Source organism: Salinirubrum litoreum (assembly GCF_020567425.1).
Classification (GTDB): domain Archaea; phylum Halobacteriota; class Halobacteria; order Halobacteriales; family Haloferacaceae; genus Salinirubrum; species Salinirubrum litoreum.
Genome location: NZ_JAJCVJ010000001.1, coordinates 316,944 through 334,735 on the forward strand (window position 1 = coordinate 316,944; position 17,792 = coordinate 334,735).

Sequence of the window (17,792 nt, forward strand, 5' to 3'; positions counted from 1 at the left end):
GCGGACTGTCCCTACGGCCACTCGTCACCGCCGCCGGAGCCACCGTCGAGTCGGTCGGCCGGCAATTCCAGCCCCGCTTCGAGCGCCCGTCGCACCTCGTCGCTCGTCGACTCACCCGGCGAGAGCGACCGCCTCGGATCGGTGTCGTGGCCGTCTCGGCCGCCGCCGCGCCCCGGCGTATCGGCCAGAACCGTCCGGGGGTCGACGCCGTCGGGCCACCTGTCCGGACCGGTCCCGTCGACGCGACCGGTCCAGCCCCGCAGGTCCTGCCAGCGCGTGAGTTCGCGTTCGGGGCGACACTGTTCGATCTCCCGGCGCTGTTCGGCGGCGACGTTCGGCGGTCGGCCGCCCTCCGTCTCCCGGTCCCGGACCACGACCCCCTCAGTCCGGCGGAACGTCAGATCGCGGTTGTCCTCGACCTCGACCGCGAGGCTGCCGGCCACCGCCTCGTCGCCCTCCGGTCGGAGCGTGCAGGTCGCCCCGTCCACCTCGTGGTGGACTTCGGTGCCGCCCACCGTCACGAAGCCGGTGCCCGAGATCGGCGTCCCGGCCAGCGACCAGTCGAACGAGAGCGGCCACGCGAGTCGGGTCGTCGACGCGGTCGCCTCGACCCGGTAGGCGCGGTCGTAGACGGTGTACTCTGCGGACCGATGGGTCGTCGTCACCTCCGGTCCCCGAGGCCCACCGGGAGTACACTCGATCTCGGTCCAGTGTTCGACGCCGGTCTCGACCTGTTCCTCCTCGATCACGGTCGAGTCGACCGCGAGTCGGAGATTTGCTGTCGGTCGCTGGTACGTGTAGTACTGCAGGTGGAGTCGGCCACCCGACGCGTGGGCGGCACACTTCGCGTACCGACCCTCGGAGGTGAAGGTGCCGAACAGGAGGCTGTGCTGACCGACGAACGGCACGTCGGGGAAGAACAGGTCACCCTCGGGGATCGGGTCGTCGTCCCACTGGCGGTCCCGGAGTGAGTCGAGAGCCACGACGTCCGTCGTCTCGAAGGCACCCCAGCCCTCGCTGTCGATCCCGAGGACGGTCACTTCTGCGCCGTGGTGTGGCGCGAGCACGTCACGCCCGAGTGGGCTGTCCTCCGGATCGCCCCAGCGCAGGTCCACGTCGCGTCGGGCCACGAAGTCCTCTCCCGTCGTCTCGCCCGCGTCGAGGTCGATCCCTTCACCCGGCGAGAGGCGGACCGTCCCTGCCGCTTTCGGTGGGCAGTGCTGGTCGGGGAGGAGCGACCCGCCGGCGACCAGCGCCTCGCTGGTGAGGTCGAAGCTCTCGACGCTCATGCTCTCGAAGCGGTCGTCCAGCAGCGCGTGGAGTCGGTCGCTGGCCTCGACGGTGACCCCGCCCGCCGAGGAGAGCGCGTTCTCTGCGCCGTCCTCGACCAGATCGGGGAGCGTGTTGATCGCGAACTGGAGGCGTGGACTGAACCACGACGCGACGTCGACGTACCACGGCACGTCGACCGTGATGTCCACGTCGCTCCTGGCGACGGTGAACAGCAGATCGCCCGCGTCGTACGTGACGTCGATCCGGACGTCCATATCGCCGGAGATGTCCGCCGGGCCCCGTTCGGCCGAGAGACTGCCGTCGATCACGATGCCGCCGTCCTGCACGGTCACCGACAACGAGTCGAGGACGAACGACTCGGTCGTGCCGCCGGCAGAGAGGGACGTTCTCGTCGACGACGCGAGCCGGCACGGGTGCTCGAAGTCGCTCTCGGCGAGGTTCAGCCGATCGGCGATCCGGGGACAGACGACCTCGGAGAGCAGGAAGTCGGTCGAGACAGCGAGTGCGGCGGTGGTGCCCGCCGGCCGCCTGCAGGCTTCGAAGCCGTCGTGGCCCGTCGCGTCCTCGGTGAGGTCGGCCGCGAGCAGCAGGCATCTGGCCTCGCTGGTCGGGCCGTCGACGACCTCGACGGTGGCGTCGTCGGCGTCGACCGCGAGGGCGAGTTCGGTGGTCGGCAGGGCGGTCCCCGCCTCGGCCGTGACCCACTGTTCGACGCGCTCGGAGACGGTCGACGGCAGATTCCGGAGCCGGTTGACGACCGTCTGGTCGTGGTCGTCGACGGCGTGTTCGTAGATGTTCGCGTACAGTTGCCCGTCGGTCGAGAGATCCGAACGCGTCTCGGGACCGAACTCGACGCCGGCGGTCGCGTCCTCCGTCGCGAGGACGAGTCGGTAGCTGTCCCCCCGCTGTCGGAGTCGGACGGGCGCAGTGTAGGAGACTTCCCCACGCAGGTCCGCCTCTTTCCCGCGAATCGGCGTGTCCCGGCCACTGAACGGGACGTTGTAGCGCACGAACGACTCGTCGAACGGGACGACGAGGCGCACGCCGGGTTCGTTCTCGGGGCCGGCGTCGGTGACGAGACGGCTGCGTGGCGTGTCGTAGCGCATCTTCAGGTCGATGCTCGCCAGGCCGAACTGGTGCTCGCCGCCGGCGGGGAACTGCAGTTCGCCGGTGGCGAACCGACACGCCAGCAGATCGTCCAGTTCCGGTTCGCCGAGTTGGACCACCGCGTCCCAGCCGTCGGTGTCGTAAGGCGGCATCGTCAGTCACCGCCCTCCGAGACGACGACCGACAGAGACCGGAGTTCCACTCCCGGCAGGGAGAGGCCACGCGACCCCCCTCGTCCACGCCGTCGTGCACGTTCGACGGCGTCGAGGGTCGGTCTCGGGAGGTCGGGGTCGGCCGCCCGGAGTGCCCCAGCGTGGTCGAGGACGAACCGCGCACGGTTCGCCGGCGCCTCGGCGAGCCAGGAGAGCAGTGCGTCGTCCCCCGCCGAGAGGTCGTCCGGGTCGGCCGGAATCGGGATCGGATCGCCGTTCTCGGACTGCTCGCCGCGCGCCGGCCCGACCCGGATCGTCAGGTCGAGTGTTCGTGTCGGTGTGCTGTTCCCCCACCCCTCCTCGGTATCCGACGGGGCGTCGTCGGGCCGCGTCTGGTCGGGTCGCCCCATGTGACCGAGTACCATACACTGGCGAATATAGCCGGCACGTTTCGTCGTCACACCGTCACAAAGCGGACGCAAGTCGGACTGCGGTCTGTCACCGCCGAGTCGTGTGTCGAGAGCGGACGAGGGGTGCGCGCCCGCCACAAGCCACTTACCGGGCCTGCCGTAACGGCCGCGTGATGCCCTCCCTCCCCGCACGTCGCGGACTCCTCGGTACCGTCGTCGCCGGCGCGGTTTCGACCGCCAGCGGTTGGCTCGCGCCACTCCGGAATGCCGACAGTGCGACGGACTCGGACGCGCTCGGAGTCACGGTCCGCAACGACCACGCGCTCTCACACGAGGTCTCGGTGCGAGTCGGAAGCGGGGAGTCTGCGGTGGCGGCGAGCGCGTCGGTCGACGGGACGACGAGTCGTGACCTCGCGTCGGTGCTGCCCGAGGTGTCGGACGCCGGAGAGTCGGGTGCAGAGCGGTACAAGGTCGCGGTCGCGGTGGACGGTCGTCGGCGTGCCTCGACGACGGTCTCGCAGGACGTGGACTCGATCAGCGTTCGGATCGACGTGATCGGCACCGTCGAGATCGAGCGCACTGCGTACGCTGGGTAAGTCCGACTGGGCGAGATTTGGGTGGGACTGCGAACAACGGTTATCCGCAGGGCTGTCGTCGGATTGGCATGGTCGAACGACGAACGCTGCTGGTCGGTGGCGGCGCGGTAGCGGTCGCACTCCTGATCGCCATCGCGGTGATCGGTCCCTCGGACTTCTTCCTCCCGGAGCAGTCCACGCTGGTGCAGGAGGGCGCGGCGACAGCAGGCGACGAGGTGCTGGCGCGCGGGACGTTCGTCGGCGCGGCGGGCCACGACGTGAGCGGGACGGTCCTGCTGCTGCGCGACGACGCGGGGCTCTACCTGCGGTTCGAGGACTACAGCCAGCAACAGGGACCGGACGTGTTCGTCTACGTGACGCCCTCGGCGACGCCGGACACGAGATCGGAGATCGACGCCGGGACGCGCGTCTTGATCGACGGCGGTGCGGACGGCGGCGAGAGTACGAAGGAAGGGACGTTCAGTCAGCGACTGCCCGAGGGCGTGACAGCCGAGGAGATCGGCGGCGTCGGCATCTGGTGTGATCGGTTCGCCACGCCGTTCGGCTACGCCACGATGGAAGCGTGACCGTCGGATAGGTGACCGCCGGATCCCCGCGGTTCCGAGGCGTAGTCCCAGAAGACACTTCCCGATCCCCGCCGTCGCCCGGCCCGTGCCCCGAACGCAGCGCAGACGAGCCCTCCTCGCCTCGCTCGCGACCGCCGGCACCGCGTCGCTCGCCGGGTGTGGCGAGGCGGGATTCCCCGGCCCGCCCGATGCGATTCCCGTCTCGGTCAGCAACGAAGACATCACCGAACACACCGTCACGGTGACAGTCACCGACGAGAGTGGTGAGGCGGTCGTCTCGGCAGACGCGACTCTCGGGGCCGAGGTCGACTCACAGCTGACGGACTTCGAGAATCCGGAGGAGAACCTGGACTATACGGTCTCGGTTCGACTGGCGTCGGATGTGTCGAAAGAGAAGGTCGTACCGGTCGGCGGTGCCAGCGGGACGCGGAGCATCGACGCCACGATCGAGCCGGGTCCTGAGGTTCGGGTCTCGTTTCTCAGGACATGACCGCCCGACTGCTCAGTCGTCGAGGAAGTCCGGTTCCGTCCGCTTCTCCTCGCGCTCCGAGATCAAGTGCTCTTTGAACTCCTGAAGCTGAATCCCGTCGTCTTCCCGCTCTTTCCGGTCCCGAACCGAGATCGTCCCCGCGTCCTCCTCGTTCCCGCCGAGGATCAGCATGTAGGGAACCCGGTCGGCGTGCGCGTCCTGAATCTTCCGCCCGACCGTCCACGACCGGTCCTCGACCTCGACGCGGAAGCCGGCGTCCTGCAGTTCGTTCTTCACGCGGTGTGAGTACCCGAGGTTGTCGTCCGACACCGGCAGGATGCGGACCTGCTCGGGGGCGAGCCACAGCGGGAACTTCCCGTTGAAGTGCTCGACGAGCACCATGAAGAAGCGCTCGTAGGAGCCGTACAGCGCGCGGTGGATCATCACTGGCTGGTGGTCCTCGTTGTCCTCGCCCGTGTACGAGAGGTCGAACCGCTCGGGCATGTTGAAGTCCAACTGAACCGTCGGGCCGTCCCACTCTCGTCCGAGCGCGTCCTCGAACGCGAAGTCGATCTTCGGCCCGTAGAACGCACCGTCGCCCGGTTCCAGATCGTAGTCGATGCCCTGATTCTCGAGGACCGACCGGAGCTGTGACTCCGCCTGCTCCCATATCTCGTCGCCGCCGACCGACTTCTCCGGGCGCGTGGCGAGTGCGACGTGTGCCTCCAGTCCGAAGGTGTCCAACACCTCGTAGATGGCGTCCATCACCTGATTGACCTCCTGTTCGATCTGCTCCGGCTTGCAGAACAGGTGGCCGTCGTCGATGGTGAACGACCAGACGCGCGAGAGACCCGAGAGTTCACCGCGCTGTTCCCGGCGGTACACCTTCCCGTCCTCGAAGTAGCGCACCGGCAGGTCGCGGTACGACCACGAGTGCTGGTCGAAGATGGTCGCGTGGCCCGGGCAGTTCATGGGCTTCAGGCCGTACTCCTCGTCGTTCACGTCCATCAGGAACATGTCGTCGGCGTAGTTCTCGTAGTGGCCCGACTGCTTCCACAGTTCCGTCCGGAACAGGTGCGGCGTCTCGACCGGTTCGTAGCCCGCGTCGACGTTTAGCGATCGGGCGTAGTCCGCCAGTTCGTCGAGGATCTTCTTCCCGTTCGGGTGGTACAGCGGGAGCCCCGGCCCCGTCACCTCGGGGATGGAGAACAGGTCCATCTCGCGGCCGATCTTCCGGTGGTCGCGCTCCTTCGCCTCCTCGCGCATCTCCATGAACTCCGCGAGTTCGTCCTCACTCGGGAAGGCCGTCCCGTAGACACGCGTCAGCATCTCGTTGTCCTCGTCGCCGCGCCAGTAGGCCGACGAGATGTTCAGCAGTGTGAACCCGCCGATCTCGCCCGTCGACTCGACGTGGGGACCCTTACAGAGATCCTCGAACTCGGCCTGCCGGTAGAAGGAGACCTCCTCGTCGTCGGCGGCTTCGGTGTCGAGGATCTCCCGTTTGAACCGGTTGTCCTCGTAGACCTCGAACGCCTCCTCGCGGGAGCGCGTGAACCGTTCGATGTCGTAGTCCTCGTCGATGATGTCGTGGGCTTCGGCCTCGATCTCCTCGAGGTCGTCGCTGTCCAGATCGACGCCGTAGATGTCGTAGTAGAAGCCCTCGTCCGTCCATGGGCCGATGGTCAGCTCCGCGTCCGGGTACAGGCGGAGCAGCGCCTGCGCGAAGACGTGGGCCGCCGAGTGGCGCAGGGTGTCGAGATACTCGTCGCTGTCCTCCGTCACGATCTCCAGTCGCGCGCCGTCCGGCACCACCGTCGCCTTGTCCACGAGGTCGCCGTCTATCACGCCGGCGACTGTGTCGCGCCCGAGACCCGGCCCGATCTCGAACGCTACGTCCGCCACCGTGGACCCCTCCGGGACGGTCAGTTCCGTGCCGTCCGGGAGGATCACTGCGATCTCACTCATATCACGACGAAGCCGGTGCCGTGGGATAAGCCTTTACGGTCGCGTCCGGCCCGCTGTGTGGCACTCTCTCGCATGGGTCGGTCCCCCGAAGCGGTGTGTGGACCATACGTTTCAAACCCTCAGGCAGAGAACCGGGGGATATGCGATTCGACCGCCAAAGCGGTGTCTTCATGCACGTCACGTCGCTGCCCGGCCCGCACGGGATCGGCGATCTCGGCGACGGCGCACGGGAGTTCGTCGACTTCCTCGACCGCGCCGACCAGTCGCTCTGGCAGGTCTGCCCCCTCGGGCCGACCTCCAGCGCCCACGGCGACTCGCCGTACCAGTCCTACTCGGCCTTTGCCGGCAACCCACTGCTGGTGAGTCTCGACCGCCTCCACGAACAGGGGTGGCTGACGGACGAGGACCTCGCGGACACACCCGACCTCGACCGCCACAGCGTCGAGTACGACCGCGTCCGGACGTTCAAACAGGACCGCCTGCGTGACGCCGCCCGGCGGTTCGACGAGACCGCAAGCGACTCCGAACTGGCCGAGTTCGAGGCGTTCTGCGACGAACAGGCGTCGTGGCTCGACGGTTACGCGCTGTTCATGTCCCTGAAGTCGCACTTCGGCGGCGACCTCTGGACGAACTGGCCCGAGGCCGTGAAGACCCGCGACCCGGACACGCTGGCCGAGTACCGGGAGGAGTTGGCCGACGAGATTCACTACCACGAGTTCTGCCAGTTCGTCTTCTCTCGTCAGTGGCAGGACGTGAAGCAGTACGCGAACGACCACGGGGTGAAAGTGGTCGGCGACCTGCCCATCTACGTCGCGCTGGACAGCGCCGACGTGTGGTCCGCGCCCGAGGCGTTCCAGTTGGACGAGCACAACGAACCGACCGCGGTCGCCGGGGTCCCGCCGAACGACAACGACTCGGGGCAGCGCTGGGGGAACCCGCTGTACGACTGGGAGCACCTCGCGGAGACGGGCTACGACTGGTGGATGGACCGCCTGTCGCGGCTGTTCGAGCAGGTGGACGTGACCCGTATCGACCACTTCCGCGGGTTCGACCGCTACTGGGCCATCCCGGCCGACTCCCAGTCGCCGGGAGACGGCGAGTGGCGCGAGGGGCCGCAGGACGACTTCTTCGAGACGGTCGAGGCCGAGTTCGGCGACCTGCCGTTCGTCGCGGAGGATCTCGGCTTCGTCGACGAGGGTCTGGTCCGACTGCGTGACGGCTTCGACTTCCCCGGGATGAAGGTCCCCCACTACGCCGACTGGTGTGCCGAGTACAACGACCACCAGCCACAGCACTTCCCGGAGAACGCGGTGGCGTACACCTCGACACACGACACGAACACTATCGTCGGCTACTACGAGCACCTCGACGACCGACAGAAGGACTGTCTCCACTACAACCTCGGCGTCGACGGCTCCCGGATCAACTGGTCGATGATCGAGGCGGTCTGGAAGTCGAACGCGGTCATCGCGTTGACGACGATGCAAGACGTGCTGGGTCTGGACAGCCACGCCCGCTTCAACACGCCCGGCACCGCCGAAGGCAACTGGCGCTGGCGCGTGACGAGCGAGGGACTGCACGACGACGCCGCAGACGAACTGTCGTACCTGACGGAACTGCACCTGCGGTAGGTCGTCCCCACCACCATCGGGGATCAGTCTCCCGTGTCCCCACCGCGATCCGGGATCAGTCTCCCGTGGTCCGGGTCACTCGCTCTGTGCGTCGACGACCGCGACGCCGGCGAGGTTCACGATGTCCTTCACCTCGTCGCCGCGCTGGAGGACGTGGACCGGCTTGTCCATCCCGACCAGCATCGGGCCGATGGCCTCTGCACCGCCGAGACGCTGGAGCAACTTGTAGCCGATGTTGCCCGCTTCGAGGTTCGGGAACACCAGCACGTTCGCCGTCTCGTCTAAGTCGGCGAAGTCGTAGGTCCCCGTCAGGATGTCCTCGACGACCGCCGTGTCGGCCTGCATCTCCCCGTCGACCGGGAAGTCGACGGTCGAGTCGTCGTGGAGCAGGTTCACCGCCTCGCGTGGCTTCCGGGTCCCCTCGTTGTCCACCGATCCGAAGTTCGAGTACGACAGCATCGCGGCCCGTGGTTCGACGTTGAACCGGCGAGCGAGGTCGGCGGTGTGTTTCGTGATCTCCGCGAGCGTCTCCGCGTCCGGATCGAGGTTGACGGTCGCGTCCGCACAGAAGACGATCCGGTTCTTGAACGTCAGCAGGTAGACCCCGGCCGCGTAGTTCGCGTCGTCGGCCGTGCCGATGACCTGCAGTGGTGGCCGGAGCGCGGAGGGGTAGTGGTGGGTGAGACCGGTCAGCATCGCGTCGGCGTCCCCCTGTTCGACCATCACGCTGGCGAAGTAGTTGCTGTCCCGGCGGACGAGTTCGCCGGCCTCCGACCGGGTGATCCCCTTCCGCTGCCGGAGTTCGTACAGTCGGTCGGCGTACGCCTCCGTGTCGTCGCTCCGGGGGTCCGCCACGCTCGGGTCGAACTCCAGGCCGAGTCGCCGGGCTGTCTGTTCGATCTCCTCGCGGTCGCCGATGAGAACCGGCTCCGCGATGCCCTGTTCTTGAATCTGGTAGGCCGCGCGGATCATCTTCTCGTCGGTCCCCTCCGCGAGCGCCAGCCGTTTCGGGTCCGACTTCGCCTTGTTCAACACGACCCGCATCATCTCGCGGGACTTGCCGAGACGGGCCTCCAGTCGCTCGACGTAGGCGTCGACGTCGATCTCCTCTCTGGCCGCGCCGGAGTCCATCGCCGCCTGCGCGACGGCCGGGGCGACCTCGAACAGCACGCGCGGGTCGACCGGTTTCGGGATGAGGTACTCCGGCCCGAACTGGAGTGGCTGGTCGCCGTAGGCCTTCACGACCGCGTCCGGCACGTCCTGTCGCGCGAGTTCTGCGAGCGCCTCGGCGGCCGCACGCTTCATGTCCTCGTCGATGTCGGTCGCGCGCACGTCGAGTGCCCCCCGGAAGATGAAGGGGAACCCGAGGACGTTGTTCACCTGGTTCGGGTAGTCGGAGCGGCCGGTCGCCATGATGACGGTGTCGTCGCGGGCGGCCTTCGCCTCCTCGTAGCCGATCTCCGGGTCGGGATTCGCCATCGCGAAGATGATCGGATCGTCGGCCATCGACTGGACCATCTCCTCGCCGACGATGCCGCCGACCGAGAGACCGACGAACACGTCCGCCCCGTCCATCGCGTCTGCCAGATCGCCCTCCGGTCGGTCGCGGGCGAACTCGCGTTTGTACTCGTTGACGTCGCCCGACTCGGCGCGGGCCTGCGTGATGATCCCCGAGGAGTCACACATCGTGATGTTCTCCGGTGTCGCACCCAGCGAGACGTAGAACCGCGCGGTGGCGATGGCCGACGCGCCGGCCCCGGAGAAGACGATGTCGAGGTCGCCGAGTTGCTTGTCGATCACCTCGGCGGCGTTGATGAGCGCCGCCCCGGAGATGATCGCGGTGCCGTGCTGGTCGTCGTGGAACACGGGGATGGACATCTCCTCGCGCAGGCGGTTCTCGATCTCGAAACACTCGGGAGCCTTGATGTCCTCCAGGTTGATCCCGCCGAAGGTCGGTTCCATCGCGGAGACGGCGTCGACGAACGCGTCGGGGTCGGCCTCGTCGAGTTCCACGTCGAACACGTCGATGTCCGCGAACCGCTTGAACAGGACGCCCTTCCCCTCCATGACGGGTTTGGAGGCCTGCGCGCCGATGTTCCCGAGTCCGAGCACCGCAGAGCCGTTCGAGACGACACCGACGAGGTTCCCTTTCGCCGTGTACTCGTAGGCGCGGTTCTCGTCGTCGGCGATGTCCAGACACGGCGCGGCCACGCCGGGTGAGTAGGCCAGCGAGAGGTCACGCTGGGTGTTGGTCGGCTTGGTCGTCGAGATGGCGACCTTCCCCGGTGGGTCGCTCCGGTGATAGTCGCGGGCGTCGTCGTCTAATCCCATACCGGGACGGACTGTGGGGGTGATGAAAAAGCTATCCGTCCGTCGAACTCCGATTCGACGAACGCCGTGACTCAGGCGAGAATTGCAACTCGGACGCGGATGAATATTCCGAGCCGGATCGGCCCCTGACCGAACTCTCCTCGCAGGACGCCTGCGTCACCTCGGGTTCCCTCACCTCCTCTCACGTCGCGTCGGGATCGGTCTCGCCGGCAGGAGCCGTCTCGCTCTCTCGAACAGTCGTCGTCACGTAGATGCCGGTCAGGACGACCACGCCGCCGGCGAGCGTGACGAGTGTCGGCACCTCGCTCAGGAGCACGAGTGCGAGCAAGGTGCTCCCGACCGGTTCCCCCAGCAGCGAGACGCTGACCACGGACGACTCGACGTGTGCCAGCGCCCAGTTGATGACGGTGTGCCCGAAGATGCCGGGACCGACCGCCATCCCGAGGAAGAGGAGCCACTCGCCGACGGGGTACGGGTCACCGGTCGCCGGGTAGGCGACGAACGCGACCGTCCCGTGCCGGACGAGCGTCAACCCACCGAGCACCAGCACGCAGACGCCGTAGACGACGGTGACGTAGGGAATCAGTGCGATGCGTTGGCGGAGCGACCGACCGGCGAGGACGTAGCCCGCCGCCGTGACCGCGCCGACGACCGCCAGCGCGTTCCCGAGCAGTGGGTTCGGCGCGGTGACGGACTCGCCGCCGGCCTCCGGCAGACTCATCACGACCATCCCGAGGAGCGCGACGCCGATGCCGGCGACGACCCGGCGGTCTACGCGCTCGTCGAGCAGTGCCCACGCGCCCACCGCGACGAACGCCGGTTGCGCCTGCACGAGCGTCACGCTGGCGGCGACACTGGTCCAGTTCAGACTCTCGAACCACGACGCGAAGTGGAGTGCGAGTGCGGTCCCGGAGACGGCCGCGACGAGCAGGTCGCGTCCCCGGATACGGGCGAAGTGGTCGCGGTAGCGGAACAGTGCCCACGGTGCGAGGATGACGCCCGTGAACAGCACCCGGTAGAACGCCTTGACGAGACTCGGCGCGCCGCTCCACCGGACGAGGATGGCACTGGTAGAGACCGCGAGGACCGCGACCGCGAGCGCCGCGAGCGGGGAGACGCGCGCTTCGACGGGACTGGACGACACGCTTCGCTCGTCGGTCCCGGCCGCTTTACCGGTTGTGGACGCGGCGAGCGCGACTGGATGCGGGCCGCTGCCGCCCGGAACTACGGTCGCTCACTCCGCGTCGGCGGGGGTGTCGAAGTCGTGGAAGTGTTCGCCCTTCTCCTTCGAGAGGATGTTCAGCGCGGCGGCCGCGCCGTCGCCGGCCGAGATGATCGCCTGCCACTCCTCGGCGCGGACCATCGCGCCGGTCGCGTACGCGTTCTCGACGCTGGTCTCCATCGTCACGTCCACGTCCACCACGTCCTCGTCGGTGAACGCACAGCCGAGTGCCTCCGCGAGACCGCGCTTCGCGCCGGTCGCGAGGACGAGGTAGTCGCCGGCGTGTTCGCCCGACTCGGTGGTGACGACGAACTCCGAGCCGTCGTGTTCGACGGCGGTGACCTCCTCGGCGTGGCGGTCGACGCCGAAGTCGTCTACCTGCTCGCGGGCGTCCTCGAGGAACTCGGTCCCGTCCTTCGAGTCGATACCGAGGTAGTTGAACAGGTGCGCCTTGTGGAGCCAGGTCTTGTCGGTGTCGAAGACGGTCGTCTCGAGTCCGTTCTTGGCCGTGAACAGCGCGGCGGAGAGGCCGGCCGCACCACCGCCGACGACGATGACGTGTGTCATGTGGTCCCGTTCGTCACGGAACGGAATAAAGTTCTCCCGCGAGTGCAGATTCGTGTCACAGTCCCCGTTCGGAGACCCGGGCCTGTCGTCGCCGACGCACGCGGTGTGAGTCGGTCGTCGCCGGGGCCGTCGCGTCAGTCGGTCGTCGCCGGGGCCGTCGCGTCAGTCGGTCGTCGCCGGGGCCGGGTCGTCTTCCGCGTCCGCGTCGGTCTCGGTGGTCGTGTACGTCGGTCGCTCGACGTACTCGATGGGATCTTCGACACCGACCTGCTGGAACGCCTGGAGTCGGTACGCACAGGAGTCGCAGGTGCCACACGCGGGCGCTTCGGCCCGGTAGCACGACCACGTGTGGTCGAAGGAGACGCCGAGTTCGACGCCGCGCGCTGCGATCTCGGTCTTCGTGCTGTCGACGAACGGGACCTCCAGCGAGATGTCCGTCGTCGGCTTCGTGCCGAGGTCGACCATCGTCTCGAACGCCTCGAAGAACTCCGGGCGGCAGTCGGGGTAGCCGGCGTAGTCCTCCGAGTGTGCGCCGACGAACACCGCGCCGCAGTCGTTCGCCTCGGCGTATGAGACCGCCATCGACAGCAGGTTCGCGTTCCGGAAGGGGACGTACGAGGTGGGGATCTCCTCGGCGTCCATGTCGGCGTCTTCGACCGCGATGGAGTCGTCCGTCAGACTCGACGCGCCGATCTGCTGGAGGTGACGCGTCTCGACGTGGAGGAAGTCGCGCGCGCCGAGGTCCTCGGCCAGTCGTCGGGCACACTCGTACTCCTTCCCCTCGGTCTGCTGGCCGTAGGAGGTGTGGACGACGTAGAGGTCGTACCCTCCTGCCACCGCCTCGTAGGCGGTCGTCGCGCTGTCCATCCCGCCCGAGAGGAGGACGACCGCGCGCTTCTCCGGGGCGTCGATCGGGTCGGGAACCCCGGTCTCGTGCGTCGTCTCCTCGACGGCCGCCCTCTCCTCGACCGTGGTCGTCTGCTCGCTGTTCGTCTCGGTGGCCTGTTCGTGTGTGTCGTCGTCGGGGTGCATCTCGTCTGTCATCGTCTGCTCGGTCAGTGCTGTCGGGTCGGTCCGCTCAGGTCTCCGGTGCGTCGTTCCACAGGTCGACGTGGAGACGTGGCGTGTACCGGTAGCCGTGATCCAGTGCCAGTTCCGCGACTGCGTTCCGCGTCTCTGCCAGTTGCTCGCGTGTCTGCCCCTCCGGCATCAGGAGGATCGCCTCGTCCGGAATCGTCGTCTCGGCACGGTCCCGCACGTCGGCCACCAGCGACTCGATCTCCGGCATGTCGGCCTCGCCGGTCACGACGAACTTGAACTGGCAGTCGAAGTCGTCGGCCAGCGTCGCCAACACGTCGCGGTCGATCCGACGCGCCTCGTGGCGGTCGGCCCAGTCGCCGCCGGTTCCGGGGTCGTCTCCGTCGGAGTCTCCGTCTCCGCCGGTCGGGTCGCGCTCCGGCGTCGGTGTCGAGGACGCCAGCTTCGGACTCACGCTGACGAGGTCGACCGGGGCGTCCGGGACGACGGTCCCGTTGGTCTCGACGGTCGTGTGGTAGCCTCGGTCTGCGAGTCGCCGAAGCAGGTCGAGACTGGCGTCGTGGATCAGTGGCTCGCCGCCGGTCAGCACGACGTGATCCGCGTCGCGGGACTCGACCGCCGACAGAATCGCCTCGACCGTGCGCCACGCGCCGGTCGGTTCCCACGAGGTGTGGTAGGAGTCACAGAACCAGCACCGGAGGTTACAGCCCGACGTTCGAACGAAGGTGCTCGGTACGCCCGCCAGCGTTCCCTCGCCCTGCAGCGAGGTGAACAACTCGTTGATCGGGAGTGCGGGCCCATCGGCTCGTTCCGCCGACTCCGCTGCGAACACCGACTCGTCGACTTCGCTCGTGACTGGCATCGCTGTCAGTAGCCGCCCGCACAGAGTTCGGTCGTCTCCGTCACCTGTACCGCCACGTCCTCGACCGTCTCCGGCAGTCGCGCCAGGAGTTTCCGTTCCAAGACGAGACTCATCACCTCGGCGGTCGGCGGGTGATCCAGGACGACCACCGCGTCGTCGTCACCGGCCTCGGCGAACGCCTCCACGAGTGGGTCGCCTGCCTCCAGCAGGAAGCGGTGATCCCACGCGTCGATCACGTCGGTCACCTCGCCCTTGTCGACGACCCACCCCTCCTCGGTGAGTTCGCCGACGATGCGGACCGACACCTCGTAGTTGTGACCGTGCGGGCGACTGCACTTCCCGTCGTGGTGCATGAGTCGGTGGCCCGCGCTGATCCGGATCGGCCGGTCACGCCCGACGTGGAGCGTCCGGGTCCCGGTGTCGGCCAGCACCGTCTCTCGGTCGGATTCCAGTACTCGTCCAGTCATACCCGGAGGTCACTCGGGTCGTACTTAAGCAGTCCGTTCCCTCGGCTGTCGTGGTTGATAACGACACACGTTCTTCACGGTCGGCGTCGTGTGTGAGACTATGACACAGTTCGAGGTGAGCCGAGCGTGAGTTCTCCCGAGGTGAGCCGACGGTGACGCTTCCGGCGGCGATCCAGTCGGCCGACGGACACCCGGTCGTGGACACCCACGCCCACCAGCCGACGGCCGAGTTTCTGGAGGACGCGGGCGGCGAGATGATGGCCGACGCCGCCAGCGAGTTCGGCACGTCGGTCGAGACGTGGGACTACGGAGAGATGATCGACGAGTACCACGCGGTCGGCATCGGCCGGGCGATTCTCTTGGGGTGGGACGCCGAGACGAACACCGGCAACCCGCCGGTCCCGAACGACTACGTGGCGGAGGTCAGAGACGCACACCCGGACTTCTTCGTCGGCTTCGGTAGTGTCGATCCGTGGAAAGACGACGCCGACGCCGAGGCCCGGCGCTGTGTCGAGGACCTCGACCTCTCCGGATTCAAGTTCCAACAGATCGCACAGGGGTTCGACCCCAGCGCCCCCGAACACCGCGAACTGTTCGACACGATCGAGGACCTCGGCGTGCCGGTCGTCTTCCACGGCGGGAGTTCGACCCTCGGTGCCGGCACGCCCGGCGGACGCGGCCTGAAGCTGAAGTACGGCGATCCGATGCTGATCGACGACGTGGCCGCCGACCACCCCGAGATGCCGATCCTGCTCGCGCACCCGGCGTTCCCGTGGGAGAAGGAACAACTGGCGATCTGTCGGCAGAAGGGGAACGTCTACATGGACCTCTCGGGGTGGCTCCCGCGCTACATCGACGAGCAGGTCCTGCACTACGCCGGCACCGTCCTGCGTGACAAGGTGATGTTCGGCACCGACTACCCGATGATCCGGCCGGAGCGCTGGCTCGAAGATTTCGCAGAGCAGACCGACTACGACGAGGCGACCCAGCGAAAGTTGCTGTGGGAGAACGCCGAGGCGTTTCTGGGCTTGTAGCCTGCCCGGGTTTCGCCTGCTCGGTCGTCCTCCGATCACGACCGACCGGTCTCAGAACTCGGGGTCGCGCTTCTCCAGAAACGCCGCCACGCCCTCCTCGTGTTCCGGCGTCCCGTAGGCCTGCGACTGGAGCATCGCCTCGTAGTCCAGCGCCTCGTCCCACTGCCGCGTGACGTTGCCGTGGAGCGCCTGTTTGATCAGCCCGAGTGTCCGTGTCGGCCGGGCGCACAGGGTATCGAGCAGATCCTCGACCGCCGAGTCGAGGTCCTCGTCCGGCACGCAGTCGTTGATCAGTCCCATCGACTCGGCGTCCTCGGCGTCGATCAATTTCCCGGTCATCGCCAGTTCCTTCGCGGTGCGCAGGCCGACCAACTGCGGCAGGAGGAAGGTCCCGCCGGTGTCTGGGACGAGTCCGACCTCGACGAAGGCCGCGCCGAACCGCGCCGACTCGCAAGCGACCGCGAAGTCCGACACCGCGACGAGTGCCATCCCGGCCCCCACGGCATCGCCGTTCACCCTCGCCACGACCGGCACCGACGACTCGATGGCGGCCTCTGCCACGCGGCCGAAACTGTCCCGCATCGACTCGTACGACTCGCGGGCGGTCTCCTCGCGGTCGGCCATCGCCTGCACGTCCCCGCCGGCGGAGAAGGCGCGTCCCTCGCCGGTGAGGACGAGTGCGTCCAGTTCGTCCGGGTCGGCGCGTTCGATCTCGTCGGCGAGGTCGCGGGCGATCTGGTGGCTCATCGCGTTCATCGCGTCCGGGCGGTCGAAGGTGATCGTGCGGACGCCCGCGTCGTCGGTGAGCTTCATACCGGCCGTCGGTGCGCCGGTGGCAAAAGTGCGTGTGGCCCGGGGCGGTGAGTGGCCGTCCCGACTCGTTCGCGTTACAGCCCGAGTTCCCGACCGATCACGAGATGCTGGATCTCGCTGGTGCCCTCGCCGATCTCCATCAGTTTCGCGTCGCGGTAGAAGCGCTGGGGCGCGAAGTCCTCGGTGTAGCCGTAGCCGCCGAGCACCTGCACCGCGTCCTCGGCGACCTCGCGGGCCGCCTCGCTGGCGTCGAGTTTGGCGAGCGAGGAGGTCCGGGTGACGCTCTGACCCTGATCGTACTCCCACGCCGACTTGTGTGTCAGCAGGCGCGCGCGCTCGGTCTTTCGGTGCATGTCGACCAGTTTGTCCCGGATGGCGTCGAACTTCGTGATGGGCTTGCCGAACTGCTCGCGCTCCTTCGCGTAGCTCTCGGCGGCCTCGTAGGCACCCTGCGCCAAGCCGGTGGAGAGCGCGGCGATGGAGATGCGCCCCCCATCGAGGGTCTTCATCGTCTGCTCCCAGCCCTCGCCCTCCTCGCCGAGCAGGCGGTCCTCGGGGATTCGAACGTCGTCGAGTTGGATCTCACAGGTCGGCGAGCAGTTGAGGCCCATCTTGTCCCAGACGGTCGTCACCTCGAAGCCGTCGTCGTCGGGGCTGACGATGAACGTCGAGATGCCGTCGTAGCCCGCGCCGGGGTCGGTGACGGCCTTCACGAGCACCGAGTTGGCGACGTTCGCGTTCGTGATGAACTGCTTCGTCCCGCTGATGACGTACTCGTCGCCGTCCTTCTCGGCCATCGTGTCCATGTCGCTGGCGTCGGAGCCGGAGCCGGGTTCCGTCAGCGCCCACGCGCCGATGCCCTCCCCTTCTGCGAGCGGGCGGAGCCACTCCTCTTTCTGTTCGTGGGTGCCGAACAGGTCGATGGGCTTCGCGCCGAGACTGGTGTGTGCCGCGTAGGAGAGCCCGATACCGCCGGAGACGCGGCCGAGTTCCTCGGTGACGAGCGCGTAGAGCAACTGGCCACTGCCGAGACCGCCGTACTCCTCGGAGACCGGGACGCCCATCATGTCGAGGTCGGCCAGTTGGTCGAAGATCTCCGCGGGGAAGCGGTGTTCGTCCTCGACCTCCTGTGCGATCGGCTCGATCTCCGCCTCGCAGAACTCCCTGACGGTGTCCCGGATCATCCGGTGTTCGGCAGATAGCTCGAAGTCCATAGGCAACTCTTGCGAGAGCCCGGTGATAAACTCAGCGAACGACCGTGAGGATTCT

General features: G+C 67.6%; 16 protein-coding genes. 5 read left to right on the plus strand and 11 right to left on the minus strand.

From position 1 onward, the window contains the following. Positions 1-11 precede the first annotated feature (11 nt). Together LI337_RS01480 and LI337_RS01485 are read right to left on the minus strand one after the other, a co-directional pair. A complete protein-coding gene (locus tag LI337_RS01480; RefSeq protein ID WP_227227942.1) occupies positions 12-2,552 on the minus strand; it encodes a hypothetical protein in 2,541 nt (846 codons plus the stop codon). A 2-nt stretch (positions 2,553-2,554) separates the two neighbouring features. Next, entirely contained in the window at positions 2,555-2,977 is a 423-nt protein-coding gene (locus LI337_RS01485) for a hypothetical protein (protein WP_227227943.1), read from the minus strand. A gap of 158 nt (positions 2,978-3,135) precedes the next feature. On the opposite strand from LI337_RS01485, the gene LI337_RS01490 reads away from it, so the two are divergent. From LI337_RS01490 to LI337_RS01500, 3 genes are all read left to right on the plus strand, one after another. Beyond that, positions 3,136-3,558, plus strand: coding sequence for a hypothetical protein (locus LI337_RS01490; RefSeq protein ID WP_227227944.1), 423 nt, complete (start codon positions 3,136-3,138; stop codon positions 3,556-3,558). 68 nt (positions 3,559-3,626) lie between these two features. Continuing rightward, positions 3,627-4,124, plus strand: a complete 498-nt coding sequence (locus LI337_RS01495; protein ID WP_227227945.1) for a DM13 domain-containing protein — start codon at positions 3,627-3,629, stop codon at positions 4,122-4,124. Between the two features lie 85 nt (positions 4,125-4,209). Beyond that, positions 4,210-4,614, plus strand: coding sequence for a hypothetical protein (locus tag LI337_RS01500; RefSeq protein WP_227227946.1), 405 nt, complete (start codon positions 4,210-4,212; stop codon positions 4,612-4,614). A 12-nt stretch (positions 4,615-4,626) separates the two neighbouring features. On the opposite strand, the gene thrS is transcribed toward LI337_RS01500, so the two are convergent. Next, positions 4,627-6,558 carry a threonine--tRNA ligase gene (thrS, locus tag LI337_RS01505; protein ID WP_227227947.1) on the minus strand — a complete coding sequence of 644 codons (1,932 nt, stop codon included), beginning with the start codon at positions 6,556-6,558 and terminating at the stop codon, positions 4,627-4,629. 140 nt (positions 6,559-6,698) lie between these two features. On the opposite strand from thrS, the gene malQ reads away from it, so the two are divergent. Beyond that, complete coding sequence (malQ, locus tag LI337_RS01510; RefSeq protein ID WP_227227948.1) at positions 6,699-8,189, plus strand: 4-alpha-glucanotransferase; 1,491 nt, start codon at positions 6,699-6,701, stop codon at positions 8,187-8,189. Positions 8,190-8,264: 75 nt separating this feature from the next. On the opposite strand, the gene LI337_RS01515 is transcribed toward malQ, so the two are convergent. From LI337_RS01515 to LI337_RS01540, 6 genes are all read right to left on the minus strand, one after another. After that, a complete protein-coding gene (locus LI337_RS01515; RefSeq protein ID WP_227227949.1) occupies positions 8,265-10,520 on the minus strand; it encodes an NADP-dependent malic enzyme in 2,256 nt (751 codons plus the stop codon). Positions 10,521-10,701: 181 nt separating this feature from the next. Beyond that, positions 10,702-11,664, minus strand: a complete 963-nt coding sequence (locus tag LI337_RS01520; protein WP_227227950.1) for a DMT family transporter — start codon at positions 11,662-11,664, stop codon at positions 10,702-10,704. 90 nt (positions 11,665-11,754) lie between these two features. Continuing rightward, positions 11,755-12,309, minus strand: a complete 555-nt coding sequence (locus LI337_RS01525; protein ID WP_227227951.1) for an FAD-dependent oxidoreductase — start codon at positions 12,307-12,309, stop codon at positions 11,755-11,757. A 162-nt stretch (positions 12,310-12,471) separates the two neighbouring features. Beyond that, the gene (queC, locus tag LI337_RS01530) at positions 12,472-13,353 is read right to left on the minus strand and encodes a 7-cyano-7-deazaguanine synthase QueC (protein ID WP_227227952.1); all 882 of its coding nucleotides are present in this window, start codon (positions 13,351-13,353) and stop codon (positions 12,472-12,474) included. A 34-nt stretch (positions 13,354-13,387) separates the two neighbouring features. Beyond that, the gene (locus LI337_RS01535) at positions 13,388-14,209 is read right to left on the minus strand and encodes a 7-carboxy-7-deazaguanine synthase QueE (protein ID WP_227227953.1); all 822 of its coding nucleotides are present in this window, start codon (positions 14,207-14,209) and stop codon (positions 13,388-13,390) included. Positions 14,210-14,214: 5 nt separating this feature from the next. Beyond that, positions 14,215-14,676: a 6-pyruvoyl trahydropterin synthase family protein gene (locus LI337_RS01540; RefSeq protein ID WP_227227954.1), complete on the minus strand. Its 462-nt coding sequence runs from the start codon at positions 14,674-14,676 to the stop codon at positions 14,215-14,217. 152 nt (positions 14,677-14,828) lie between these two features. Between LI337_RS01540 and LI337_RS01545 the strand changes: the two genes are divergently transcribed. Continuing rightward, positions 14,829-15,710 (plus strand): amidohydrolase family protein, encoded by an 882-nt coding sequence (locus LI337_RS01545; protein WP_227227955.1) that lies wholly within the window; start codon positions 14,829-14,831, stop codon positions 15,708-15,710. A gap of 51 nt (positions 15,711-15,761) precedes the next feature. Here LI337_RS01545 and LI337_RS01550 read toward each other — a convergent pair whose 3' ends face one another. Together LI337_RS01550 and LI337_RS01555 are read right to left on the minus strand one after the other, a co-directional pair. Next, positions 15,762-16,523 (minus strand): enoyl-CoA hydratase/isomerase family protein, encoded by a 762-nt coding sequence (locus tag LI337_RS01550; RefSeq protein ID WP_227227956.1) that lies wholly within the window; start codon positions 16,521-16,523, stop codon positions 15,762-15,764. 74 nt (positions 16,524-16,597) lie between these two features. Continuing rightward, the gene (locus tag LI337_RS01555; RefSeq protein WP_227227957.1) at positions 16,598-17,737 is read right to left on the minus strand and encodes an acyl-CoA dehydrogenase family protein; all 1,140 of its coding nucleotides are present in this window, start codon (positions 17,735-17,737) and stop codon (positions 16,598-16,600) included. Positions 17,738-17,792 lie beyond the last annotated feature (55 nt).

Excerpts from the sequence above, each read along its gene's own strand:
- LI337_RS01480 (WP_227227942.1), bottom strand. The coding sequence starts at position 2,552 with ATGCCGCCTTACGACACCGACGGCTGGGACGCGGTGGTCCAACTCGGC.
- LI337_RS01485 (WP_227227943.1), bottom strand. The coding sequence starts at position 2,977 with ATGGTACTCGGTCACATGGGGCGACCCGACCAGACGCGGCCCGACGAC.
- LI337_RS01490 (WP_227227944.1), top strand. The coding sequence starts at position 3,136 with ATGCCCTCCCTCCCCGCACGTCGCGGACTCCTCGGTACCGTCGTCGCC.
- LI337_RS01495 (WP_227227945.1), top strand. The coding sequence starts at position 3,627 with ATGGTCGAACGACGAACGCTGCTGGTCGGTGGCGGCGCGGTAGCGGTC.
- thrS (WP_227227947.1), bottom strand. The coding sequence starts at position 6,558 with ATGAGTGAGATCGCAGTGATCCTCCCGGACGGCACGGAACTGACCGTC.
- malQ (WP_227227948.1), top strand. The coding sequence starts at position 6,699 with ATGCGATTCGACCGCCAAAGCGGTGTCTTCATGCACGTCACGTCGCTG.
- LI337_RS01515 (WP_227227949.1), bottom strand. The coding sequence starts at position 10,520 with ATGGGATTAGACGACGACGCCCGCGACTATCACCGGAGCGACCCACCG.
- LI337_RS01525 (WP_227227951.1), bottom strand. The coding sequence starts at position 12,309 with ATGACACACGTCATCGTCGTCGGCGGTGGTGCGGCCGGCCTCTCCGCC.
- queC (WP_227227952.1), bottom strand. The coding sequence starts at position 13,353 with ATGACAGACGAGATGCACCCCGACGACGACACACACGAACAGGCCACC.
- LI337_RS01535 (WP_227227953.1), bottom strand. The coding sequence starts at position 14,209 with ATGCCAGTCACGAGCGAAGTCGACGAGTCGGTGTTCGCAGCGGAGTCG.
- LI337_RS01540 (WP_227227954.1), bottom strand. The coding sequence starts at position 14,676 with ATGACTGGACGAGTACTGGAATCCGACCGAGAGACGGTGCTGGCCGAC.
- LI337_RS01550 (WP_227227956.1), bottom strand. The coding sequence starts at position 16,523 with ATGAAGCTCACCGACGACGCGGGCGTCCGCACGATCACCTTCGACCGC.
- LI337_RS01555 (WP_227227957.1), bottom strand. The coding sequence starts at position 17,737 with ATGGACTTCGAGCTATCTGCCGAACACCGGATGATCCGGGACACCGTC.